Source organism: Pseudomonas sp. SWRI81, assembly GCF_014268545.1.
Lineage (GTDB): Bacteria > Pseudomonadota > Gammaproteobacteria > Pseudomonadales > Pseudomonadaceae > Aquipseudomonas > Aquipseudomonas hamedanensis.
Window position 1 is genome coordinate 149,806 of the sequence record NZ_JABWQS010000001.1, and the last position, 24,710, is coordinate 174,515.

Annotated in this window: 21 protein-coding genes and 1 pseudogene; 10 read left to right on the plus strand and 12 right to left on the minus strand. The window is 59.3% G+C overall.

The genetic code is table 11. The features are described 5' to 3' along the window. Window positions 1-381 precede the first annotated feature (381 nt). On the plus strand, window positions 382-1,563 hold the full coding sequence (locus tag HU765_RS00615) for an MFS transporter (protein ID WP_186618659.1): 1,182 nt from the start codon (window positions 382-384) through the stop codon (window positions 1,561-1,563). A gap of 159 nt (window positions 1,564-1,722) precedes the next feature. Beyond that, complete coding sequence (locus HU765_RS00620; RefSeq protein ID WP_186618660.1) at window positions 1,723-1,977, plus strand: hypothetical protein; 255 nt, start codon at window positions 1,723-1,725, stop codon at window positions 1,975-1,977. 219 nt (window positions 1,978-2,196) lie between these two features. Here the strand turns inward: HU765_RS00620 and HU765_RS00625 are convergent, their stop codons facing one another. From HU765_RS00625 to HU765_RS00660, 8 genes are all read right to left on the minus strand, one after another. Further along, entirely contained in the window at window positions 2,197-3,177 is a 981-nt protein-coding gene (locus tag HU765_RS00625) for a peptide ABC transporter ATP-binding protein (RefSeq protein ID WP_186618661.1), read from the minus strand. Further along, a complete protein-coding gene (locus HU765_RS00630) occupies window positions 3,177-4,145 on the minus strand; it encodes an ABC transporter ATP-binding protein (RefSeq protein ID WP_186618662.1) in 969 nt (322 codons plus the stop codon). The genes HU765_RS00625 and HU765_RS00630 overlap by 1 nt, the downstream gene beginning before the upstream one ends. Before the next feature lie 10 nt (window positions 4,146-4,155). Further along, the gene (locus HU765_RS00635) at window positions 4,156-5,082 is read right to left on the minus strand and encodes an ABC transporter permease subunit (protein ID WP_186547296.1); all 927 of its coding nucleotides are present in this window, start codon (window positions 5,080-5,082) and stop codon (window positions 4,156-4,158) included. A gap of 11 nt (window positions 5,083-5,093) precedes the next feature. Continuing rightward, the gene (locus HU765_RS00640; RefSeq protein ID WP_186547295.1) at window positions 5,094-6,104 is read right to left on the minus strand and encodes an ABC transporter permease subunit; all 1,011 of its coding nucleotides are present in this window, start codon (window positions 6,102-6,104) and stop codon (window positions 5,094-5,096) included. A gap of 73 nt (window positions 6,105-6,177) precedes the next feature. Beyond that, window positions 6,178-7,773, minus strand: a complete 1,596-nt coding sequence (locus HU765_RS00645; protein WP_186547294.1) for an ABC transporter substrate-binding protein — start codon at window positions 7,771-7,773, stop codon at window positions 6,178-6,180. 76 nt (window positions 7,774-7,849) lie between these two features. Further along, on the minus strand, window positions 7,850-9,265 hold the full coding sequence (locus HU765_RS00650) for an OprD family porin (RefSeq protein ID WP_122508211.1): 1,416 nt from the start codon (window positions 9,263-9,265) through the stop codon (window positions 7,850-7,852). A gap of 176 nt (window positions 9,266-9,441) precedes the next feature. Continuing rightward, on the minus strand, window positions 9,442-11,040 hold the full coding sequence (locus tag HU765_RS00655; RefSeq protein ID WP_186618663.1) for an ABC transporter substrate-binding protein: 1,599 nt from the start codon (window positions 11,038-11,040) through the stop codon (window positions 9,442-9,444). Window positions 11,041-11,341: 301 nt separating this feature from the next. Continuing rightward, window positions 11,342-12,967 (minus strand): ABC transporter substrate-binding protein, encoded by a 1,626-nt coding sequence (locus HU765_RS00660; protein WP_186618664.1) that lies wholly within the window; start codon window positions 12,965-12,967, stop codon window positions 11,342-11,344. A 1,243-nt stretch (window positions 12,968-14,210) separates the two neighbouring features. Here HU765_RS00660 and HU765_RS00665 point away from each other — a divergent pair. After that, a complete protein-coding gene (locus HU765_RS00665) occupies window positions 14,211-14,573 on the plus strand; it encodes a DUF6124 family protein (protein ID WP_186618665.1) in 363 nt (120 codons plus the stop codon). A 176-nt stretch (window positions 14,574-14,749) separates the two neighbouring features. Here the strand turns inward: HU765_RS00665 and HU765_RS00670 are convergent, their stop codons facing one another. Further along, window positions 14,750-15,466 (minus strand): SIMPL domain-containing protein, encoded by a 717-nt coding sequence (locus HU765_RS00670; RefSeq protein WP_186547289.1) that lies wholly within the window; start codon window positions 15,464-15,466, stop codon window positions 14,750-14,752. A gap of 422 nt (window positions 15,467-15,888) precedes the next feature. On the opposite strand from HU765_RS00670, the gene HU765_RS00675 reads away from it, so the two are divergent. From HU765_RS00675 to HU765_RS00690, 4 genes are all read left to right on the plus strand, one after another. Further along, a complete protein-coding gene (locus HU765_RS00675; RefSeq protein ID WP_186547288.1) occupies window positions 15,889-17,151 on the plus strand; it encodes an ATP-binding protein in 1,263 nt (420 codons plus the stop codon). After that, window positions 17,144-17,704, plus strand: a complete 561-nt coding sequence (locus HU765_RS00680) for a response regulator transcription factor (RefSeq protein WP_003221630.1) — start codon at window positions 17,144-17,146, stop codon at window positions 17,702-17,704. The genes HU765_RS00675 and HU765_RS00680 overlap by 8 nt, the downstream gene beginning before the upstream one ends. 96 nt (window positions 17,705-17,800) lie before the next feature. Next, window positions 17,801-19,528, plus strand: coding sequence for an ABC transporter ATP-binding protein/permease (locus HU765_RS00685; RefSeq protein WP_186618666.1), 1,728 nt, complete (start codon window positions 17,801-17,803; stop codon window positions 19,526-19,528). A gap of 191 nt (window positions 19,529-19,719) precedes the next feature. Beyond that, window positions 19,720-20,466, plus strand: coding sequence for a FadR/GntR family transcriptional regulator (locus HU765_RS00690; protein ID WP_186547286.1), 747 nt, complete (start codon window positions 19,720-19,722; stop codon window positions 20,464-20,466). Between the two features lie 14 nt (window positions 20,467-20,480). Here the strand turns inward: HU765_RS00690 and HU765_RS00695 are convergent, their stop codons facing one another. Then, a complete protein-coding gene (locus HU765_RS00695) occupies window positions 20,481-20,825 on the minus strand; it encodes a hypothetical protein (protein WP_186618667.1) in 345 nt (114 codons plus the stop codon). A 27-nt stretch (window positions 20,826-20,852) separates the two neighbouring features. Here HU765_RS00695 and HU765_RS00700 point away from each other — a divergent pair. Next, window positions 20,853-21,002 (plus strand): annotated as a pseudogene (locus HU765_RS00700) (FCD domain-containing protein); the annotation flags it as partial. A 7-nt stretch (window positions 21,003-21,009) separates the two neighbouring features. Here the strand turns inward: HU765_RS00700 and HU765_RS00705 are convergent. Continuing rightward, complete coding sequence (locus HU765_RS00705) at window positions 21,010-21,354, minus strand: hypothetical protein (RefSeq protein ID WP_186618668.1); 345 nt, start codon at window positions 21,352-21,354, stop codon at window positions 21,010-21,012. A 206-nt stretch (window positions 21,355-21,560) separates the two neighbouring features. Next, window positions 21,561-21,941, minus strand: coding sequence for a hypothetical protein (locus tag HU765_RS00710; RefSeq protein ID WP_186618669.1), 381 nt, complete (start codon window positions 21,939-21,941; stop codon window positions 21,561-21,563). A 298-nt stretch (window positions 21,942-22,239) separates the two neighbouring features. Between HU765_RS00710 and kdgD the strand changes: the two genes are divergently transcribed. Continuing rightward, window positions 22,240-23,151, plus strand: a complete 912-nt coding sequence (gene kdgD, locus HU765_RS00715; RefSeq protein WP_039759443.1) for a 5-dehydro-4-deoxyglucarate dehydratase — start codon at window positions 22,240-22,242, stop codon at window positions 23,149-23,151. Between the two features lie 70 nt (window positions 23,152-23,221). Continuing rightward, the gene (locus tag HU765_RS00720; RefSeq protein ID WP_186618670.1) at window positions 23,222-24,667 is read left to right on the plus strand and encodes an aldehyde dehydrogenase family protein; all 1,446 of its coding nucleotides are present in this window, start codon (window positions 23,222-23,224) and stop codon (window positions 24,665-24,667) included. Window positions 24,668-24,710: the final 43 nt, after the last annotated feature.

A 24,710-nucleotide genomic window follows, 5' to 3' on the forward strand; every position in this document is an offset into this window, starting at 1 on the left:
GCTGGCTTGCCAGCGATGGCGACCTGACAGTCGACCTATTTCCAGCCGATGTACTCGATCCAAATTGTGGGAGCGAGCCTGCTCGCGAAGGCGGCCTGACAGCCGACCCGTTTCCCACAGATGTATTCGATTCAAATTGTAGGAGTGAGCCTGCTCGCGAAGGCGGTTTGCGACCTACGATTTCTGTTTGATGCGACTCAATCCGACTCGGCTGTTGAAGACCGCGATTTTGAAAAGCAAAGTCAATAGTTCGCAGCCTGCGGCAGCTCCAGCGGTTGTAGGGCGAATCCTTTTTTTGTGGTTTGGTGTGCTTGGGTACGACAACTGGCGTGCTGACCGTTAGTGTTCATTCCCCGCAAGTCGTTTGAAGAGGTCAATGGAGTGACAAGCCGACTGATTAACCTGCTACGCCTCAAAGGCTATTTCACCCCCATGGCCTGGGTACTCGCGGCTTTGTTGTTCATCAATCGCCTCAGCGCGATGGTCAAGCTGTTCATGGCGCTGTACCTGCGTCAGGAGTTGGGGCTGGCGATCGAGACGGTTGGCTGGTTGCTCTCGGCCTACGGCGCAGGGTTGCTGGTCGGTTCGATGCTCGGCGGCTGGCTCAGTGATCATGTGCGCACGGCGTGGCTGACGGCGGGGTTGTTTTTCGTTTCGGTGTGGGTGCTGATGCTGTTGGGGCTGATCACGAAAGTGCCGTGGCTCGCCGGTCTGTTGTTGTTCAGCGGTGTTATCGACGGGGCGATTCGTACGCTGCATCAACGCTTGATCATGGAGTATTGCGAGGTCGCGCAACGCTCCCGTGCACAAGCGCTGAGCCGGGTCGCGCGCAACCTGGGCATGGCGGCTGCCGGGGTGGCGGGTGGGGTGTTGGCGCAGGCGGATTTTCGCTGGGTGTTTTTCGCCAGTGCGGCGATGACGATGCTGGCGTTGCTGTGGTTTGTGCATACGACTTGGCGGCGGCCGGTTCTGGTGCTTGAAGAAAAATCCGTCGATGGCTCAAGCGTGCCGTATCGCGACAAGCCGTTCCTGTGGTTGCTGGCGGCGACGGCCGTATTGGGCATCGCTTTCGACACGGTCTACAGCACGCTGGGCAATTATCTACGTGATTACTACCACTTGAGCACCGAAGCGATCGGCTGGCAGTTCGGGCTCAATGCGCTGCTGGTGATCGCGTTGCAGATCCCGCTGTCGCATTCGGTCGAGCGCTGGGGCTCGCGTTGGCAGATGCTCGTCGGCAGTGTGCTGTTGGCCTGTGGGCTGGGCATGTTGCCGTTCGGTTCCGGGTTGGCTTTCGTCTGTTTGTCGACGCTGATCTGGACGCTGGGCGAAGCGTTGTTCATGCCGCCATTGAACGTACTGGCGATGCAGTTTGCCCAGAGCGGCAAGAGTGGTCAGTACTTCGGGTTGTTCTTCATGAGCTGGAGCGCCAGCGCCCTGTTGTCGCCGGTGCTCAGCGGTCAGCTTTACGGCCAGTACGGTGGACATAGTGTCTGGCTGATGAGCGCGCTGTTGGTGCTGATATCCATCCCGCTGACCTGGCAGGCCACGCGTGGCACTTAGCTGTTTCGGTTATTGGCGTTATTCGAAAGCAGTCTGTCCATCGATGGCATTTCTGCCTGCTCGTTCGCGTCCTAAGTGGTGAGTCGGACGGTTCGCAACTAGATTTCATGCGAAGCCAGTCCGGCAAGCATGTCTTAGCGCAACAGGATGGAGTGGGCCATGAAAAGCAGATTGCTACGGGTTTTGATGCTGTTGAAAGTAATGGTGATGTTGTCCCTCGGCACCGCAACGGCCTGGGCCGAGTGCGAGGATCATGATTCGCAGGCGTCTAATGGGCAGGTCGGGCACAGCGGTCTGATGCTCGCCAAGTCCGAGTCGGAGCCTGGGGATCAGGGGCAGGGTGGCAGTGCCGGTGATGACGACACGACGACCGATGATCCGGACTCGAATGAAGAAGGCGATAGCCAGACGTAGATAACCGGCGAAAGAAAACCCTTTCTGCCCCGACTGATGCGCAATCGAGGTGGAAGGGGTTCTGGTTGAAGCATGAATCCCTGAATCAACTCAAATCCCCTGTAGGAGTGAGCCTGCTCGCGATGGCGGTGTGTCAGTCGCTGAAAATGTTGACTGAATGACCGCTATCGCGAGCAGGCTCACTCCTACAGTGGGTTTTGCGTACGCCTGAGGGTTTGCTTACGCCGCGCCGTCGAGGAATTGCTCGGCGTAGTGGCAAGCCACTTGCCGATTATCCAGCTCGCGCAGCAGCGGCTCTTCCGTGCTGCAACGCTCGGTCGCGTACGGGCAGCGTTTGTGGAAGGCGCAGCCCGGTGGCGGGTTCAGCGGGTTGGGCAGTTCGCCGACGATCTTGATTTTCGGCTTGTTCGGGTCCGGGTGAATGGTCGGGGTCGCCGACAGCAGCGCCTGAGTGTACGGGTGCAGCGGGCGCTCGTAGATGGCGTTTTTCGGGCCGAGTTCTACCGGGCGACCGAGGTACATCACCATCACGTCATCGGCGACGTGCTGCACCACCGCGAGGTTGTGCGAGATGAACACGTACGCAGTGTTGAATTCCTGCTGCAGGTCCATGAACAGGTTCAGCACCTGCGCCTGAATCGACACGTCCAGCGCCGAGGTCGGTTCATCCGCCACCAGCACTTTCGGTTGCAGCATCATCGCCCGGGCCAGGGCGATACGCTGGCGTTGGCCGCCGGAGAACATGTGCGGATAACGCTGGTAGTGCTCGGGACGCAAGCCGACCTGCTTCATCATCGCCTGGACTTTCTCGCGACGCTCAGTGGCCGACAGCTTGGTGTTGATCAACAGCGGCTCGGCCAGTTGATCACCGACTTTCTGCCGAGGGTTCAACGAGGCGTACGGACTCTGAAACACCATCTGCACGTCTTTGCGCAGTTGCTTGCGTTGGGCCTTGTCGGCACCGGCGACTTCCTGGCCGGCGATCTGCAGCGAACCGGACGACGGCTCTTCGATCAGAGTCAATGCGCGGGCGAGGGTGGACTTGCCGCAACCCGATTCACCAACGACGGCGAGGGTCTTGCCGGCTTCCAGTTCGAACGACACGCCGTTGAGAGCGCGCACGGTCGCGTGGCCCTTGAACAGGCCACGGGAGACTTCGTAGTGACGGGTCAGGTCGCGGGCGGTAAGTACGACGGCCATTACGCCACCTCCTGGTTCAGCGGGTAGAAGCAGCGGGCGAGGCTGTTGCTTTTCGGATCAAGGCCCGGACGCTGGGTACGGCAGTTTTCCTGCACATACGGGCAGCGCGGCGACAGCAGGCAGCCCTGCGGACGGTCGTAGCGGCCCGGGACGATGCCCGGCAAGGTCGCCAGGCGTGAGGCGCCGAGGCTGTGCTCGGGAATCGCCTTGAGCAGCGCTTCGCTGTACGGGTGCGCCGGGATGTCGAACAGTTGCGGCACCTGGCCGACTTCAACCGCCTGGCCTGCGTACATCACGCAGACGCGCTGGGCGGTTTCCGCGACGACGGCGAGGTCGTGAGTGATCAGCACCAGACCCATGTTCTGCTCTTTCTGCAACGCCAGCAGCAGGTCCATGATCTGCGCCTGAATCGTCACGTCGAGTGCGGTGGTCGGTTCGTCGGCGATCAGCAGTTTCGGCTCGCCGGCAATCGCCATGGCGATCGCGACACGCTGGCTCATGCCACCGGAGAGTTGATGCGGGTAGGCGTCCATACGGCTGGCAGCGCCCGGGATTTCAACTTTTTCCAGCAGTTCGATCGCACGCTTGCGCGCTTGCTTGCCGGACATTTTCAGGTGCAGGCGCAGCACTTCCTCGATCTGGAAGCCGACGGTGTAGCTCGGGTTCAGCGCGGTCATCGGATCCTGGAAAACCATCGACAGGTCTTTGCCGACGATTTGCCGACGCTGACGATTGCTCAGTTTGAGCATGTCCTTGCCGTCGAAGCTGAGCGAGTCGGCGGTAACGATGCCGGGATGCTCGATCAGGCCCATCAGCGCCATCATGGTTACGGATTTACCCGAACCCGACTCGCCAACGATGGCCAGCACTTCGCCCTTGTCGACTTTGAGGTCGAGACCGTCGACAACCGGCGTGGCGGTCTTGTCGCCGAAGCGAACGTTGAGATTCTTGATTTCCAACAGTGACATGTGAATCTCCTCAGGCGGCGTTCTTGAGTTTCGGGTCCAGCGCATCGCGCAGGCCGTCGCCCATCAAGTTGATTGCCAGCACGCTGAGCAAAATGGTCAAACCAGGCAGACTTACCACCCACCAGGCGCGTTCGATGTAGTCGCGGGCCGAGGCCAGCATGGTGCCCCACTCAGGGGTTGGCGGTTGTACGCCGAGGCCGAGAAAGCCCAGAGCCGCGGCATCGAGAATCGCCGACGAGAAGCTCAAGGTCGCCTGCACAATCAGCGGCGCCATGCAGTTGGGCAGCACGGTGATGAACATCAAACGTGGCAGGCCGGCACCGGCCAGACGCGCGGCGGTGACGTAGTCACGGTTCAGTTCGCCCATGACGGCGGCACGGGTCAGACGCACATAGGACGGCAGGGAAACCACGGCAATCGCGATCACGGTGTTGATCAGGCCAGGGCCGAGGATGGCGACGATCGCCACAGCCAGCAGCAGCGACGGCAGGGCCAGCATGATGTCCATCAGACGCATGATGGTCGGGCCGATCATCTTCGGGAAGAAACCGGCGAACAGACCCAGCAGAATCCCCGGGATCAGCGACATCACCACCGACGACAAGCCGATCAGCAGCGACAGGCGCGAACCCTGGATCAGACGCGACAGCAGATCGCGGCCCAGCTCATCGGTGCCGAGCAGGAACTGCATCTGCCCGCCTTCAAGCCACGCCGGCGGCGTCAGCAGGAAGTCACGGTATTGCTCGCTCGGGTTATGCGGCGCGACCCACGGCGCGAAAATCGCGCAGAAGACGATCAGCAGCATAAACAGCAGGCCGGCCACTGCGCCCTTGTTCTTGGAGAACGCCTGCCAGAATTCTTTGTACGGCGACGGGTACAGCAGGCTTTGATCCACGGCGGACGTGGCGGTGGCTACTGAGGAAGTTGGAGTGCTCATGGGTATTGACCTCAGCGCTGATGACGGATGCGTGGGTTGGCAAAGCCGTAGAGGATGTCCACCACGAAGTTGACCAGAATCACCAGGCAGGCGATTAACAGGATGCCGTTTTGCACCACCGGATAGTCCCGGGCGCCGATGGCTTCGATCAGCCATTTGCCGATGCCGGGCCACGAGAAGATGGTTTCGGTCAGGACCGCACCGGCCAGCAATGTGCCGACTTGCAGGCCGACCACGGTCAGCACCGGAATCAGCGCGTTACGCAGACCGTGCACGAACACCACGCGCGATGGCGACAGGCCTTTGGCCTTGGCGGTGCGGATGTAGTCCTCGCGCAGTACCTCGAGCATCGACGAGCGGGTCATCCGCGCGATGACCGCCAGCGGAATGGTGCCGAGCACGATGGCCGGCAGGATCAGGTGATGCAGCGCATCGAAGAACGCGCCGGTGTCATCGGCCAGCAGCGTGTCGATCAGCATGAAACCGGTGCGTGGCTCGATGTCGTAGAGCAGGTCGATCCGGCCGGAAACCGGGGTCCAGCCCAGGCTTACCGAGAAAAACATGATGAGGATCAGGCCCCACCAGAAGATCGGCATCGAATAGCCCGCCAGGGAGATGCCCATCACCCCGTGGTCGAACAGCGAGCCTCGCTTGAGTGCCGCAATCACCCCGGCCAGAAGGCCCAGAATGCCGGCGAACAGCAGGGCGGCCATGGACAGTTCCAGGGTCGCCGGGAAGAGGGAGGTGAACTCGGTCCACACGCTTTCACGGGTGCGCAGGGATTCGCCGAGGTCGCCCTGAGCCAGTTTGCCGATGTAATCCAGATACTGGGCATACAACGGCTTGTTCAGTCCCAGGCGTTCCATTGCCTGAGCGTGCATTTCGGGGTCGACCCGACGTTCGCCCATCATCACTTCCACGGGGTCGCCAGGAATCATGCGAATCAACGCGAAAGTCAGCAAGGTGATGCCGAAGAACGTGGGGATCAACAACCCCAGTCGGCGGGCAATAAAACTAAACATCTTGTGTGGTACCTCATCAGCCGGTTAGGCGTACGCGGTGGCCCTGGGGTCAGGGCCACCGCGCGTTTCTTATCTACTTCACCTGGGTGGTGGCGAAGTTATTAGTGGTGAGAGGGCTGATGTAATAACCCTCTACGTTATTGCGCATTGCGGTAAACATCCGAGTATGGGCCATGCTGATCCATGGCTGATCCTGATTAAACAGCACCTGGGCCTGTTCGTAGAGTGCGGCGCGTTCGGCCGGATCTACTTTAGCCCGAGCTTCATCCAGCAGTGCCTGGAATTTCTCGTTGCACCAGCGCGCGTAGTTTTCGCCGTTCTTGGCGGCCTCGCAACTGAGCATAGGCGTCAGGAAGTTATCCGGGTCGCCATTGTCGCCGGCCCATCCGGCCGAGACCATATCGTGCTCGCCGGCCTTGGCGCGTTTAAGCATCTCGCCCCATTCCATTACGCGGATGTCGATCTTGATCCCGACTTTCGCCAGGTCAGCCTGCATCATCTGCGCGCCGAGCATCGGGTTGGGGTTGGTCGGGCCGCCGCCGTTACGGGTGAACAGGGTGAACGTGGTGCCTTCCGGAACCCCGGCTTCCTTGAGCAAGGCGCGAGCCTTGTCGAGGTCGCGTGGCGGGTTTTTCAGGTCGTGGTTGTAGCCCAGCAAGGTCGGCGGGTAGGGGTTGACTGCCACCGAAGCGTTGCCTTTGCCAAACAACGCGTTGACATAGGCTTCCTTGTCGAACGCGATGTCGATGGCCTTACGCACGCGCACGTCGCTCATGTACTTGTGCTGAGTGTTCATGGCGATGTACGACACGGTCATCGCGTCCAGCTCGTCGACTTTCAACTTGCTGTCTTTCTTGATGCTCGGAATGTCATCGGGCTTGGGATACAGCGCGATCTGGCACTCGTTGGCCTTGAGTTTCTGCAGGCGCACGTTGTTGTCGGTGGCGATGGCCAGAATCAGCGCATCGGCCGGTGGCTTGCCACGGAAGTAGTCCGGGTTGGCCTTGAAACGCACTTGCGCATCCTTGGCGTAGCGCTGGAAGACAAACGGGCCGGTGCCGATCGGTTTGTTGTTGAGGTCGCCGGTCTTGTTGGCCTTGAGCAACTGGTCGGCGTACTCGGCCGGATAGATCGCGGTGAACGGCATGGCGACGTCGGCCAGGAACGGCGCTTCGCGACGGGTCAGGGTGAATTTGACGGTGTAGTCGTCAACCTTTTCCACGTTTTTCAGCAGTTCCTTGAAGCCCATGCTTTCAAAGTACGGGAAGCCCACGCTCGACAGTTTGTGCCACGGGTGATTGGGGTCCAGTTGACGCTGGAAGCTCCAGAGCACGTCGTCGGCGTTCATCTCGCGGGTCGGCTTGAAATAATCGGTGGTGTGAAACTTGACGCCTTTGCGCAGGTGGAACGTGTAGGTCAGACCGTCATCGCTGATTTCCCAGGACTCGGCCAGCGCAGGTACCACGTCGGTGGTGCCTGGCTTGAAGTCGACCAGACGGTTGAACACGGTCTCGGCCGCCGCGTCGGCGGTGACTGCAGTTGTGTACTGGACCACATCGAAGCCTTCCGGACTGGCTTCGGTGCAGACCACCAAGGGTTTGGCCGAGACGCCCATGGCGGCGCTCAGCAACGCAGCCGCGATGGCCGCACGTAGGGGAAGCATTTTCATCGATAACCCTCTGCAATCGGTTGAAGACAAAAAACCGAACGGCCGACTCATCATGAGTCAGCCGCCGGTTGCGTTTTTACAAAATGTTGAACGGGATGGTGGTCACGAGACGGAACTCGTTGATGCTGCCGTCAGCCTGGTTTTCGCTGGCACGGTGAGCGGTGTAGGTGCCGCGAATGGTCGTGGCCTTGAGCGGGCCGCTCTGTACCGCGTAGGTTGCACCGACGCCGTATTCATAGTGGTGCTCGCCGTCCATCGCCTGCACGCCATCGTAGCCGCCACCCTTGTAGTGAGTGCCGTCGATGCCCCAGCCGCGCGCCTGGTAGATGTTGAATTTCAGGCCTGGCACGCCGTACTCGGCCATGTTGAGGCCGTAGGACACCTGGAAGGATTTCTCGTTCGGGCCGTTGAAGTCCGAGAGCAGGGAGTTGGCCAGGTAGATACCGTTGGTTTCGTGCAGGTAGTCGAAGTACTCGTTACCGTTCACTTCCTGGTAGGAGAAGGTCACGGTGTGCGCCTGATGCGTCAGGCCGAACGACAGCGAGTAAGTGTCGTTGTCGATGTCGCCCAGCAGCTTTTTGCCTTCGTCGACGGTTTTGTAGTAGTTCAGGCCAGTGGTCAGGCTCAGCACCGAGCTGTCGCCCAGCACATGGGTGGCGCCGAAGTAGTACTGGTTCCACAGGTCTTCGGCCTGGGTGCCCCACAGGCTGGTCGTCAGGCTGGCGAACGGCTGGTAGGAAATACCGGCAGTGTTGACGTGATCGGCTTCGGCATTGATGTCGCCGTATTCGGAGCGGAACTTGCTCAGGCTTTCTTCGGTACGTGGCGAAACGCGGTCGAAGGTGGCGACGTCGAACGCCAGGTTGTTCAGCTCTTCGCTGTGGATCGCAATACCTTCGAAGCTCGATGGCAGCGGACGGTTACCGATCACATCGACCTGCGGGCTGCTGAAGTTCATGCGGCCGGCGGTCAGTGTGGTGTTGGAAATGCGCGCCTTGACGTTGGCCAGGCCCAGTTTGCTCCACTGGCCTACTGCGTCACCGCCTTCACGGGTCAGGGTCCGGTTGTTGCCTGCGCCTGGACGAGTGCCCGGAGCACCGCCGTTGTTGGCGGCGAGGTTTTCGCGGTCACGCTCCAGCGCGATCGCGTTATAAGCCGCCACTTCGGTGCTGAAACCGACAGTACCTTCGGTGAAGCCCGAGTTGTACTTGATGATCGTGCCTTGAACCCAGTTGATACGGCGATCGGTTTCGGTGGACTGGCCGTTCTTGCGATAAGCGAACTTGCCTCCGCGCTTGAGTTGTTCGTTGGCGTACCAGTTACGGGTCGAACCGCTGATCGATTGCCCTTCGAGGAAACCGGTGGCTTCGGCCTGGGCGCTTTTCTCGTTAACGGTTACCGGGGTGAACGCCTGGCTTTGGGTTTCCGCATAAGCCGTGGCGGTAATGCTGCTGATGGCCAGGGCCAGTATCGCGGTGCTGCTCAGTTTCATGGGTGAAGCTCCTTTACTTTCTTTTTATCCCGGCTTTTTTTGGTATGCCGGTTATTGGTTTAGAACTCGTTCACACATCGCAAACGTTTGCAAAAAGCCGGATTGGCGAATTTCGGCAAAGCGCTTGCGTGGGGGGAGTAGACGGCTCCCCCCAGCGTTGCGGCTAATCGGTTGGTTTAATCGATACTGACACCCGAGAACACGTTGCGGCCGAACGGGCTGACTTTGAACCCTTCGACTTTGGCGCTTAACGGCTGGTTGACTGTCGAGTGAGCGACAGGCGTGATCGGCACTTGCTGTTTAAGCAATTGCTGGGCCTGTTTATAAAGCAAGGTGCGCTGGTCGCGATCGGTGACGACCTTGGCTTCCTTGATCAGCTTGTCGTAAGCCGGATCGCACCACATGGAGTAGTTGTTGCCGCCAATGGCATCGCAGCTGTACAGCGTGCCCAGCCAGTTGTCCGGATCCCCATTGTCGCCGGTCCAGCCGATCAGGCTGATGTCGTGCTCGCCGTTCTTGGTGCGCTTGATGTACTCGCCCCATTCGTAGCTGACAATCTTCACTTTCAGACCGATTTTGGCCCAGTCGGACTGGAGCATTTCGGCCATCAGTTTGGCGTTCGGGTTGTACGGACGCTGCACCGGCATCGCCCACAGGGTGATTTCGGTGCCTTCTTTCACACCGGCAGCCTTGAGCAACTCTTTGGCTTTTTCCGGGTTGTAGGCGGCGTCCTTGATCGTGTCGTCGTAGGACCACTGGGTCGGTGGCATGGCGTTGACGGCCAGTTGGCCGGCGCCTTGATAAACAGCGTTGAGAATCCCCTGTTTATTCACCGCCATGTCCAGCGCCTGACGCACTTCCAGTTGATCGAAAGGCTTGTGGCGCACGTTGTAGGCAATGTAGCCGAGGTTGAAGCCCGGCTTGGAAATCAGTTGCAGCTTTGGATCGGTTTTCAGTGCTTCAACGTCGGCAGGGCGTGGGTGAAGGGTGATCTGGCACTCGTTGGCCTTGAGCTTCTGCACGCGCACTGAGGCATCGGTGTTGATTGCGAAAATCAGGTTCTTCAGCTTGACCCGGCTCGGGTCCCAGTACTCGCTGTTGCCGGTGTAACGGATGTTCGAGTCTTTCTGGTAGCTCTTGAAGACGAATGGCCCGGTGCCGATCGGCTTCTGGTTGATGTCGCTCGGCTTGCCCTCGGTCAGCAGTTTGTCGGCGTATTCGGCGGACAGAATCGAGGCGAAGCTCATGGCGATGTTCTGGATAAACGCGGCGTCAACACTGTTGAGTGTGAACTCCACGGTCAACGGCCCGGTTTTCTCGACCTTGGCGATGTTCTTGTTCAGGCTCATCCCGTTGAAGTACGGAAACTCGGTGGGATAGGCCTTACGGAACGGGTGCTGCGCGTCGAGCATGCGATTAAACGTAAACAGTACGTCGTCCGCGTTGAAATCGCGGCTCGGCTTGAAGTAAGGGGTTGTATGAAATTTCACGCCTTCACGCAGGTGAAAGGTGTATTTCAGGCCATCTTCGGAAATATCCCATTTGGTCGCCAGGCCGGGTACGACATTGGTCGCGCCTTTTTCAAACTCGACCAGGCGGTTGTACAGCGGTTCGGCGGCGTCGTTGTCGGTGGCCGTCGTGTATTGCGCGGTATCGAAACCCGCCGGGCTGCCTTCGGAACAGAACACCAGACTGTTGCTGGCGGCGTAACTGGCGGACGTGGCGGCCAACAGGCCGGCGCCCAGCAATGCGGAAAAAACCAAGGTATGGCGCATGACGCTCCCTCTTTTTTTAGTGTTGTGCAATGCGCCGCGGTCTCAATCCAGAGACGTTGTGGTCGCATCGAGCTCAATCCAATACGTACGGCAAAACCGATAGCCCACGCAGCCACTGGTCAGTAAGCGACGGTAGGGACCGTACTACTGGCAGTAAATGCGTAATTGCCTGAATACTCGTAGGAAAAGGCGACACGTTCTATGCGATGCAGTTATCTGCAACAGAAGTTGGTGTAGGCAATTTCCTAATTCACGGCAGGTAAAACAACGGCGACGTCAGAAACGTCGCCGTTGCAGTGCCTTATTTGCTGACGCTGACGCCGTAGAAGGAGTTCAAGCCGAACGGGCTGATCTTGAAGTCCTGCACGTTGGCGCGCATGGGTTGATACACCGTCGAGTGAGCGATAGGTGTCATGGGAACTGCATCTTTGAGGACGTGTTGCGCCTGTTTGTACAGCTCGGTGCGCTTGCCCTGGTCGGTGGTACGTTTGGCCTCTTTCACCAGTCCGTCAAACTTCTTGTCGCACCACTTGGAGAAGTTGTTGCCGCTCAGCGAGTCGCAGCCAAACAACACGTTGAGCCAGTTGTCCGGATCACCATTGTCACCGCTCCAGCCAATGATCATGGCCTGGTTCTCGCCACCTTTGGAGCGCTTGATGTACTCGCCCCATTCGTAGCTGGTGATCTTCACTTTCAAGCCGATCTTGGCCCAGTCGGACTGGAGCATTTCGGCCATCAGTTTGGCGTTCGGGTTGTACGGACGCTGGACCGGCATCGCCCACAGGACGATCTCGGTGCCTTCCTTGACGCCAGCTTCCTTGAGCAGCTGTTTGGCTTTCTCAGGGTCGTACTTGGTGTCTTTGATGGTGGTGTCGTAGGACCACTGGGTCGGCGGCATGGCGTTGACGGCCAGTTGGCCGGCGCCCTGGTAAACCGAATCGATGATCTGCGGCTTGTTCACGGCCATGTCCAGCGCCTGGCGTACACGCAGGTCAGCCAGCGGGTTTGGCTCGTTGCTACCCTTGACCTTGTCCATCACGTTGTAGGCGATGTAGCCGAGGTTGAAACCGGCCTGGTCAGGCATCTTCAGCGACTTGTCTTCTTTCAGCGCTTTCAGATCGGCCGGACGCGGGAACAGGGTGACCTGACATTCGTTCTTTTTCAGCTTCTGAATACGCACCGACGGGTCGGTGGTGATGGCGAAGATCAGGTTATCGATCTTTACGTCATCCGGCTTCCAGTAATCCTTGTTGCCGGTGTAACGGATGTTCGAGTCTTTCTGGTAGCTCTTGAACACGAACGGGCCAGTGCCGATCGGCTTCTGGTTGATGTCGGCGGCTTTGCCATCCTTGAGCAACTGGGCAGCGTATTCGGCGGACTGCACCGAGGCGAAGCTCATGGCCAGATTCTGGATGAACGCGGCGTCGACTTCTTTCAGGGTGAACTTGACGGTGTGGTCGTCGACTTTGTCGATCTTGGTGATGTTGGTGTCCATCCCCATGTCGGTGAAGTACGGGAATTCGGTCGGGTACGCCTTACGGAACGGGTCGTCCTTGTTGATCATGCGGTTGAACGTAAACAGCACGTCGTCGGCGTTGAATTCACGAGTCGGCTTGAAATACGGGGTGGTGTGGAACTTGACGCCTTCGCGCAGGTGGAAGGTGTAAGTCAGGCCATCGTCGGAAATGTCCCATTTGGTCGCCAGACCAGGAATCACGGCGGTGCCGCCGCGCTCGAACTGGGTCAGGCGGTTGAACATGGTTTCGGCTGAGGCGTCGAAGTCGGTTCCGGTGGTGTACTGGCCTGGGTCGAATCCGGCCGGGCTCCCTTCGGAGCAGAACACCAGGTTAGTCGCAGCGGTTGCGAAGGGTGCGGAGGCTAACAAGCCTGCGCCGACTAGAAACGGAATGACCGCGTGTTTAAGCATGTTGGCCTCATGATTTGTTGTCATTTTTTAGTTGTGAGGTACGACCTCGTGAGTCGTGCCTGCGGATACTTATGCAGGCCCCATACCCAATGCAAGATCCAGAGCGGTCGGCGGCGTTAAACGGTGGCACGAACGTACCTTAATGTCGCATTCGTATAACTTTTGACGCATTTGACCGTTTGCGGGTGGTTTTTGCGGTGCATTCGTGGCACCAAAGTGGTGCGCTGGTCACGTTGTGTGCGCTGGGCTGGGGCTTGGTGTTACTTATTTATACCGTTCGGTAGGGGCGGGCTTGAGGGGTTTCCGGGGTTGGCTGGGGTGGGGTGGTTTGGGGCGCGGGATTGGTGAGTTTTACTTGGTGCAACTGGGTGTTTCGATTGGTGGCACCTTTGGGGCTTGGCGGCCTTTGGGCCGGCCATGCTCTTGGGGGGTTGGGGTGAATATCCGTTTTTTGCGGTGCTGCGGCTGGCGGTTTCGCCCTTACGGCGAGTCACCTTTTTCAAACGCCAAAAAGGTAACCCAAAAGGCTTTGCTCCTGCGTTCGGCCCTCGCAGGCTCGGGTTCCTTCGCTGCGGGATTGATCCGGGCGCAGCGTTTCCGGTTTGCTTCGCTGCACCTCCTACCGCTGTGTTCGACTTCGTCGAACGGTCGCTGCGCTCCCACGCCCGGATCAATCCCTCCGCTCAGCCTTCCGACGTCGCCCGTGGATCAAGGTCAAGAGCGGTACTCGAGCTAACGCTCATTGTTGAGTGGGGCGGCTTTGCCGCGGGCAGCTGCGCTGCTTTGCTTTTCTGTGGGAGCGAGCCTGCTCGCGAAGGCGGCCTGACAGCCGACCTGATTTTGGGGATGTACTCGATCCCATTGTAGGAGTGAGCCTGCTCGCGATGAGGCCCTTTCAGGCAACCGATGACTTGGGATTGTTTAAATCCGATGCGAAATTACCCGAACCTTCCCACAAGGTTTTCAGGTTGTCCGTCGGACGTCCGCTCTCTAGGCTTGGGGGCGTCGCTGGTTATTCAGCGATCGGGTGTGAGAACCCGACATTCATAGTCATTCAGTGCCCAGCCCCGCATAATTGCCGCCAGCAAGTCCGCTGCATGCAAGTGTGTTATGGCGGCTCTGTGCGGGCGGGCTTATGTCCGGCCGGGTGCCTATGACCGGTTTTCTCACCCCGCACAAAGCTGCCACCTCTTCGCCGTGTGAGAAACGGCATCGAGATGGCTCAACCTCATAGGTGAAGCGCATGACCAAACCAGTCCCCGACCCACCCGAACAAACCTCAACCCCCCTCGAAGCCGCGCTGCGCGCCGACGATCTGGCGAAGAACCGCGAAGCCATCAAGCGTGCCCTCGATTTCTATCTGTGCCCGTCCCCCAGCAAGCCCCATGCACCCAGCACAATGTTTGTGATCCAGCCAGACATCGACACCGAAAGCTTGCTGGCCCATGCCTGTGAATCCCTCGCTTCAGCCAACACGCTGGCGAGCGATTTCGCCGATCAGCTCGGTCGCCCGCAGCGCAATACGGCGCTGGCGATTCAGCAGATCATCATGTTGGCGGAGCTGGCAGTGAACCGGGCGCTGGATCGGGTTGATCCGCATACCTGAGCGGATACTGCGTCATCGTTCTTCGCGAGCAGGCTCGCTCCCACATTTGGAACGCGATCTCGCTGTGGGAGCGAGCCTGCTCGCGAAGGCGATTGACCAATCACCACAAATCCCAGGCACAAAAAAAACCGGCAACCATCTACTGATTGCCGGTCCTTCATTCAGCCAAATTCAAATCACTGCATCAGCACTTCAATCGAACCATCAGCGGTCATGCTGACCTGGCTGGTGCCGGCTTCAACTTCCGGAGTGACCGGTGCGGAATCCATGGCGGCGGCTTTCATCATCATCGGCGCGCGCAGGTAGGGTTGTGGATAACCGTTGCTGTTGAGGTTCAGGTTGACGATTTTGTAGCCCTTGCCGCCCAAGGCGTCGGTGGCCAGTTGCGCGCGGGCCTTGAAGGCGGTGACGGCTTCTTTGAGCAACTGGTCTTCGCTGGCCTTGCGGGTCGGGTCGGCGATGGCGAAGTCCATGCCGCCCATTTTCAGGTCGGTCAGCAGCTCGCCGGTGAGTTTGGACAGGGCGGCGAAGTCGGTGCTTTCCAGGCGCAGTTCGGCGCGTTCGCGCCAGCCAGTGATTTTCTGGCCCTTGGTGTCGTAGATCGGGTAGCTGTTGCGGCTGCCGGTGCGCAGGGTGATGTCTTTGACTTGCTTGGCCTGGGCGGTTGCCTTGTTCATGGTGGTGCTGATGGCGGCGGCGAGTTTCGCCGGGTCGGTGTTTTGCTCTTCGGTGTAGAGCGTCACGATCATCTGGTCGCGGGCCACTTCCTGGCTGACTTCGGCGCGCAGGGAAATCTGGTTGTAATGCAGCTCATCGGCGGCCAGGGCCGGAAGGCTGGCGACGCTGCCGACGGTCAGGGCGAGGAGGGCGGCGCTGCGGCGAAAGGTGTGCATGAAGGCTCCTTGAATGAGGCGCAGGTGTCGGGTCGGGCCTGCGTGAACCATCAGACTCTAGCTTTTATGATCCGGTTCGCCCAGTTACAACTTCTATACAGATGCCGCGGCCCACCGCAGAACCTGAGTCGAATGAGCTTTTGTGGCGAGGGGATTTATCCCCGTTCGGCTGCGCAGCAGTCGCAAATCCGGCTGATGCGGTATGTCTGATTAAATGAGGTCGCATGATTTGGGGCGGCTCCGCCACCCAGCGGGGATAAATCCCCTCGCCACAATTGATCTCCGATAGCCCTCGGAATTTTCTTCAACTCAGATGAATTCTCCATCGTCGCCATGTGGTCGTTTGCCGCACTTTCGCCTCTCACGCCCGCGCCTTGGTTATACTCCGTGCGATCCGCCTGGAGCGCTCATCAGGAGAGCTCATGCTCGCCCCCGTACAACTGACTTCCGCCACCCGCCAGAACCTCTGGCGGCTGACTTTCATCCGCACCCTGGTGCTTGCCGCGCAGGCCGGGTCTGTCGGCCTGGCTTACTGGCTGCAATTGTTGCCGTTGCCGTGGGTGCAACTGGCGATGACGCTGGGCTGTTCGATTCTGCTGTGCGCGTTCACCGCCGTGCGGCTGCGCACGTCGTGGCCGGTGACCGAGCTTGAATACGCGCTGCAACTGGCCTGCGATCTGGTGATCCACAGCGCGCTGCTGTATTTCTCCGGCGGTTCGACCAATCCCTTCGTTTCTTATTATCTGGTGCCGCTGACCATCGCGGCGGTGACGCTGCCGTGGCGTTATTCGGTGATCCTGTCGGGTATCGCGCTGGCGTTGTACACCGTGATGCTGACGCGGTTTTACCCACTGGAAACCTTGCCGGTCGCCCGTGAGAATCTGCAGATCTATGGCATGTGGCTGAGCTTCGCGCTGGCCGCTGCGGTGATCACGTTTTTCGCCGCGCGCATGGCCGAAGAGCTGCGCCGGCAGGAAGAGTTGCGCGCGATTCGTCGCGAGGAAGGTCTGCGTGATCAGCAGTTGCTTGCCGTTGCGACCCAGGCCGCCGGTGCGGCGCATGAGCTGGGTACGCCGCTGGCGACCATGAGCGTGTTGCTCAAGGAAATGCAGCAGGACCACCCGGACCCGCTGTTGCAGGACGATCTGAAAGTGCTGCAGGATCAGGTCAAGCTGTGCAAGGAAACCTTGCAGCAACTGGTCCGCGCCGCCGAGGCCAACCGACGTCTGGCTGTGGAAATGCAGGATGTGACTGACTGGCTCGACGAAGCGCTGAACCGCTGGCACTTGATGCGCCCGGAGGCCAGTTACCGCTTCCAGCGTCTCGGTCAGGGCACCGTGCCGCGCATGGCGCCGCCGCCGGATCTGACCCAGGCCTTGCTGAATCTATTGAACAACGCCGCCGATGCTTGCCCGGAGAATCTGCAGGTTACGCTCGACTGGGATTCGGAAACCCTGACCATCAGTATCCGTGACCACGGCGCCGGTGTGCCGCTGGCCATTGCCGAGCAGATCGGCAAACCGTTTTTTACCACCAAGGGCAAAGGTTTCGGCCTGGGCCTGTTTTTGAGCAAGGCCAGCGTGACACGCGCCGGCGGTTCAGTGAAACTCTATAGTCATGAGGAAGGCGGCACGCTCACCGAGCTGCGCCTGCCTCACGGCGCCCGAGGAGACCAACATGAGTGACGAAATCCAAGTCGAAGGCGAAGAACTGCCGCACCTGCTGCTGGTCGACGACGACGCGACCTTCACCCGCGTCATGGCCCGCGCCATGGCCCGCCGTGGCTTTCGCGTCAGCACTGCCGGTTCCGCCGAAGAAGGCCTGACCATTGCCCAGGCCGACCTGCCGGATTACGCCGCGCTGGACCTGAAAATGGACGGCGACTCCGGACTTGTCCTGCTGCCCAAATTGCTGGAGCTGGACCCGGAAATGCGCGTGGTGATTCTCACCGGTTATTCGAGCATTGCCACTGCGGTCGAGGCGATCAAGCGCGGCGCCTGCAACTACCTGTGCAAACCGGCCGACGCCGACGACGTGCTGGCCGCGCTGCTCTCCGAGCACGCCGATCTCGACAGTCTGGTGCCGGAAAACCCGATGTCGGTCGATCGCCTCCAGTGGGAACACATCCAGCGCGTGCTCACCGAGCACGAAGGCAACATCTCCGCCACGGCGCGTGCGCTGGGCATGCATCGCCGCACCTTGCAGCGCAAACTGCAAAAGCGCCCGGTTCGTCGCTGAACCTGCGCTGAACGACTATCGCCAGCCCTCGCGATGACACGCACCGATCCTCTATGATCGGTGCGTGTCTGTTGTTTTCTTTATCGAGCCTTATTCATGAATCAGAACGCTGAATATTCCGCGGTCAACGATGCTGTGCGCGGGCAGTTTTTTCGCAAGGTGTGGGCGATCATCACGCCGTACTGGCGCAGTGAAGAGAAGGGCATGGCCTGGACGCTGCTGATTGCAGTGATCGCGCTCTCGCTGCTCAGCGTGGGGATCTCGGTGTGGTTCAACACCTGGTACAAGGATTTTTACAACGCTCTGCAAAAGAAGGACGAAGCGGCGTTCTGGCAATTGATTCTGTATTTCTGCGGCATCGCGGCCGTGGCGATTATCGGTGCCGTGTACAGGCTTTATCTGACCCAGATGCTGACGATTCGCTGGCGCGCCTGGCTCACCGAAAAGCATTTCTCTCGTTGGCTCGCCGACAAGAATTACTACCAGCTGGAGCAGGGCGGTTATACCGATAACCCGGACCAGCGGATTTCCGAAGATTTAAACAACTTCACGTCCAACACCCTTGAGCTGGGTATCGGGCTGCTGCGCAATGTCGTCAGCCTTGTATCGTTCTCGATCATTCTCTGGGGCGTTTCGGGCAGCATCGAAGTCTATGGCATCACCATTCCCGGTTACATGTTCTGGTGTGTGTTGGTGTATGCGGTGGTGGGTAGCTGGCTGACGCATTTGATCGGTCGCCGCTTGATCGGCCTGAACAACCAACAACAACGTTTCGAAGCCGACCTGCGTTTCTCCATGGTGCGGATTCGCGAAAATGCCGAAAGCATCGCGTTGTACAACGGCGAGCCGAACGAAAACCGGCGGTTGAGCGCCCGTTTCGGCAACGTCTGGCACAATTTCTGGGACATCATGAAGGTGTCCAAGCGCTTGACCTTTTTTACTGCCGGTTACAGTCAGGCGGCGATCATTTTCCCGTTTATCGTTGCCTCGCCGCGTTACCTTGCCGGCAAGATCGAACTCGGTGAGCTGATGCAGATCAGCTCGGCATTCGGCAACGTTCAGGAGAGTTTCAGCTGGTTCATCAGTGCGTACCAGAGCCTCGCCTCCTGGCGCGCCACCTGCGATCGTCTGTTGAGTTTCCGTCAGGCCATGACTGACAACGAGCAGCGCACCCCGGCGATCGACGTGCAGAATCAGGGCAGCGAATTGCAGGTGCACAACCTCGGGCTGGACCTGGCCGATGGGCGTCATCTGCTGACCGATGCAGACATGACCGTGGAGCCGGGCGAGCGGGTGATGCTTAGCGGTCGGTCCGGCAGCGGAAAATCGACATTGCTGCGGGCGATGGGCCATTTGTGGCCAGCGGGGCACGGCAACATCCGTTTGCCGGCCGCACGTTATCTGTTCTTGCCGCAGAAACCCTATCTGCCGATTGGCACCCTGCGTGAAGCATTGAGTTATCCACAGCCCGGCGACATCTACGCGCCGGAGCGTTATGCACAGGTACTGGAGACCTGCCGCTTGCCGCATCTGGTTGCGCGGCTGGACGAAGCCAATCACTGGCAGCGCATGCTCTCGCCCGGTGAACAACAACGGCTGGCCTTCGCCCGCGCGCTGTTGTTTGCGCCGCAATGGCTGTACATGGATGAAGCGACTTCGGCGATGGATGAGGAAGACGAGGCGACGTTGTATCAGGCGTTGATCGATCAGATTCCCGGGTTGAGTATTGTCAGCGTCGGCCATCGAAGCAGTTTGAAACGATTCCATCCGCGGCATGTGAGGATCGACAGCGGGCGTTTGGTGGAGCAACCCGTGACTGCCTGACACCCACACAGCCCCCTGTAGGAGTGAGCCTGCTCGCGATAGCGTCGGCATATTCAACATTGATGTGACTGACAGAACGCCATCGCGAGCAGGCTCACTCCTACAAAGGGCGATGTGATCTGAGCAGTGATCGTACAACCCGCTTGAGCTATCATGCCCCCAAGCCGAACTTTCGAGACAAGATGCAGACCATGGAAAAGCTGATGGACACCCCGCGCCTCCCCCGCAAGCGCCGCAGCCTCGCCCAGGAACTGGTGACGGTGCTGAGTGAGCAGATCCGCGACGGTCTGCTCAAGCGCGGCGACAAATTGCCCACCGAGTCGGCAATCATGGAAGCCCATGGCGTCAGCCGCACCGTGGTCCGTGAGGCGATTTCCCGTCTGCAGGCTGCGGGACAAGTGGAAACCCGCCACGGCATCGGCACTTTTGTCCTCGACACGCCGAGCCCGAGCGGTTTCCGCATCGATCCGGCCACCGTTGTCACCCTGCGTGATGTGCTGGCGATTCTCGAATTACGCATCAGCCTCGAAGTGGAATCCGCCGGCCTCGCCGCGCAACGCCGCACCCCCGAACAACTGGCAACCATGCGCGCCGCCCTCGACGCGCTGAACGAAAGCGCCTCGCATGCCAGCGACGCGGTGTCTTCTGACTTCGCTTTCCACCTGGAAATCGCCCTGTCCACCGGCAACCGCTACTTCACCGACATCATGACTCACCTGGGCACCAGCATTATTCCGCGTACCCGGCTGAATTCGGCGCGACTGGCCCACGATGACCAGCAGCACTACATGGGCCGTCTTAGCCGCGAGCACGAAGAGATCTATGATGCGATTGCTCGCCAGGATTCCGATGCAGCGCGGGCGGCGATGCGGTTGCACTTGACCAACAGCCGCGAAAGACTGCGCCAGGCCCATGAAGAGGCTCAGGCGCAGGGTTAAGACAGAGTAATTTTTTATTCCACTACGGACAGTTCATGAGCGAGCGATGTCACTACGGTGCCCTCTTTGGTTATCACGATATAGAACAAGCTCACCTTTGCTGTTGCCAAATGTTCTTCGAAGAAACTCTTGGGGAGGGCTAACTCAAGAATTTGTGGAGGGGTGCTGATTTCTCCAGACGCCGTAAAAATAGCTTCGCCCATCGTCGCAAAGAGATGCACTTTTCCTGTAGGAAAGTGCGACTCAACTGCAATGATCTGAGCGGTAACCACATCATTCGTGATAACACTGAGCTTCAGTTGATTGGCTATCGCTTCTTTGACGATGGGCGCGGTCAGCGCTTTTTTTTGAGCATTCATATTTATGTTCCTTCTCGAAAAAGATCCATGAGCTGCCTGAACCGTGAGCACGAAGAGATCTACGACGCAATTGCCCGTCAGGATTCCGATGCAGCGCGGGCGGCAATGCGGTTGCACCTGACCAATAGCCGCGAAAGACTGCGCCGAGCCCATGAAGAGGCGCAGGCGCAGGGGTGACGGGTAATTATCGTTCGAGGTGGACCTTCAGTTCTTTGGAGATTCCGATCAACTGATCAAATCGTGCCACGACGTAGTGAAGCTCGGCGGTGGCATTTGGAACGAGATTCTTCTCAAAAACCTCTTTAGGGATAGCGAAAACCAATGGCCACAGCGGCTCGGTGGTCAACGTGAATCTGTATTCCCAGGCGTTCCCGGTAGAAGTTTTTACCTTCAGCGTGATTGCGTCGCCGGTCTGCGCATTGTCGTAGCCGTCTACGCTACCGTTCGCGATCTTATCCAGGCTGCTAACCTTCAGTACTCCATTCTCGGCCTCCAACAGAGCAGGTGGCGGCAATGTTGTTTGTGTCATGGTCAAGTCCTTTTCACAGTCGAGTTAAACCGTCGAAAAAAGCGCAGGTTGTCGCCTTACGCTGGCGGAGCCGGTTTATGCACTCCAGGAAACATTAACGCCGGGTTAGGCGCTCTGGAGCACCTGTAAGAAATACCAGTCCCGACGAGCGGTGCGCTTGTAACACGTGCTCACCTGGCGGCCAATTCAACAGACGGCTACGAAACTCAGCTTTCAACCCGCAACCTCAACGCCTGCGAATACGGCTCCATACTCGACTCATCTGCAAACTTGTAACGCAATTCAACCTCCCTGTTCAGGTACGGGCGCAGCGCCTCCTTGGGGACCTGCAATTCGATTCCGGTGAGTTTCTCCATCTCATCTTCAGCGTCGTCCCAGGCGCCGGTATCCACTTCTTCACCTTGCCATTCCGGCTCTTCCGGATCGTCGCCCAGAATCGCGTAGACGCTCCAGTTCGCCGCGAAATCGCTGGAGTCCGGCACCTGCAGGGTGAGGATGTCTGGCAATTGCGAGAGCTGGAGCGTCACGCAATCGTCCTGCGAAGGGGCGACGTGGGCGAGGGTGGGGGCGGCTAAATGCATCGACATATCGGCTTCCTTTGAAAGGTCCGCCACGATCCTTCGTGGCAGTCGCCGTACTTTACGAGCAGCTCGGCCGGCGATGATTAAACGAATCCAGACCAGATATTTCTGCCAGCGAAAGCGTCAAGCACGGGCCTTGCGACGATTTCCGAAACTACAAAAGACGATCTTGTCAGACAAAAAATCGCCACCAACGATGAAATGCAGTTGACGGTTATTTTTTAAGTTGTACGATGACCTACAACTTCAGCGAAGGCTGAACGGTCCACTCACAATAAAACGTTGCTACCAGGGTGTTCGAATAATGAATCCACAAGAACTGAAGTCCATCCTCTCTGCCGGCCTGCTGTCTTTCCCGGTGACCGATTTCAACGCGCAGGGCGATTTCAACCGCGCGGGCTACATCAAACGTCTGGAATGGCTGGCTCCGTATGGCGCTTCAGCATTGTTCGCCGCCGGTGGCACCGGTGAGTTCTTCTCCCTGGCCGCCAGCGAATACTCGGAAATCATCAAGACCGCCGTCGACACCTGCGCCACCAGTGTGCCAATCCTCGCCGGCGTTGGCGGTTCGACCCGTCAGGCCATCGAATACGCTCAGGAAGCCGAGCGTCTGGGCGCCAAAGGCCTGCTGTTGCTGCCGCACTACCTGACCGAAGCGAGCCAGGACGGTGTTGCTGCTCACGTTGAAGCCGTGTGCAAATCGGTAAAGATCGGCGTGGTCGTCTACAACCGTAACGTTTGCCGCCTCACCGCGCCGCTGCTGGAACGTCTGGCCGAGCGCTGCCCGAACCTGATCGGCTACAAGGACGGCCTGGGCGATATCGAGTTGATGGTATCGATCCGTCGCCGCCTCGGTGATCGCTTCAGCTACCTGGGTGGTCTGCCGACCGCCGAAGTCTACGCCGCCGCCTACAAGGCGCTGGGCGTGCCGGTCTACTCCTCGGCGGTGTTCAACTTCATTCCGAAAACCGCGATGGACTTCTACCACGCGATCGCTCGTGAGGATCACGCCACCGTCGGCAAGATCATCGACGACTTCTTCCTGCCGTACCTGGACATCCGCAACCGCAAGGCCGGTTACGCCGTGAGCATCGTCAAGGCCGGTGCAAAAATCGCCGGCTATGACGCAGGTCCAGTGCGTGCGCCGCTGACCGACCTGACCGGCGAAGAGTACGAAATGCTCGCCGCGCTGATCGACAAGCAAGGCGCGCAATAAACGAGAAGAACGAAGCCGCTGAGCAATCAGCGGCTTTTTGCGTAAAGGCTTTAGAGTTGAGGGCTGCCCTGTGACAACTGCAAAACGCTACGACAACTTCATTAATGGCGAATGGGTCGCTGGTGCCGATTATTCGGCCAACATCAACCCTTCCGAACTGAGCGACAACATCGGCGACTACGCCAAGGCTGACCTGACTCAGGTCAACGCCGCCATCGACGCCGCCCGCGCGGCGTTCCCGGCCTGGTCGACCTCGGGTATTCAGGCCCGTCACGATTCGCTGGACAAAGTCGGCACCGAGATCCTCGCCCGTCGCGAAGAGCTCGGCACGCTGCTGGCCCGCGAAGAAGGCAAGACCCTGCCGGAAGCGATCGGCGAAGTGACCCGCGCCGGCAATATTTTCAAGTTCTTCGCCGGTGAATGCCTGCGTCTGTCCGGTGATTACGTGCCGTCGGTGCGCCCGGGCGTCAACGTTGAAGTCACCCGCGAAGCACTGGGCGTGGTCGGTCTGATCACCCCGTGGAACTTCCCGATTGCCATCCCGGCGTGGAAGATCGCCCCGGCCCTGGCTTACGGCAACTGCGTCGTGCTGAAACCTGCCGACCTGGTCCCGGGCTGCGCCTGGGCACTGGCTGAAATCATCTCCCGCGCAGGCTTCCCGGCCGGTGTGTTCAACCTGGTGATGGGCAGCGGTCGTGTGGTTGGCGATGCCTTGGTGCAGAGCCCGAAAGTCGACGGCGTCAGCTTCACCGGTTCCGTCGGCGTTGGTCGGCAGATCGCGGTCAACTGCGTTTCGCGCCAGGCCAAAGTACAGCTGGAAATGGGCGGCAAGAACCCGCAGATCATTCTCGACGACGCCGACCTCAAGCAAGCGGTCGAGCTGTCGGTGCAGAGCGCGTTCTACTCCACCGGCCAGCGTTGCACGGCGTCGAGCCGACTGATCGTCACTGCTGGCATTCACGACAAGTTCGTCGAAGCCATGGCCGAGCGCATGAAGTCGATCAAAGTCGGCCACGCGCTGAAAGCCGGCACCGACATCGGTCCGGTGGTGTCTCAGGCGCAGCTTGAGCAGGACATGAAGTACATCGATATCGGCCAGTCCGAAGGTGCGCGTCTGGTTAGCGGCGGCGGTGTGGTGACGTGCGATACCGAAGGCTACTTCCTCGCGCCAACCCTGTTCGCCGACAGTGAAGCGTCGATGCGCATCAGCCGCGAAGAGATTTTCGGCCCGGTGGCCAACGTTGTTCGCGTGGCCGATTACGAAGCCGCATTGGCGATGGCCAACGACACCGAATTCGGCCTGTCGGCCGGCATCGCGACCACCTCGCTGAAGTACGCCAACCACTTCAAGCGCCACTCCCAGGCCGGGATGGTGATGGTCAACCTGCCGACCGCCGGTGTGGATTACCACGTACCGTTCGGTGGCCGTAAGGGCTCATCCTATGGCTCCCGCGAGCAGGGCCGCTATGCGCAAGAGTTCTACACGGTCGTGAAGACCAGTTACATCGGTTCCTGATCTGTGGGAGCTTGCCTGCAAGCGATGGCATCACTGCGGTGTG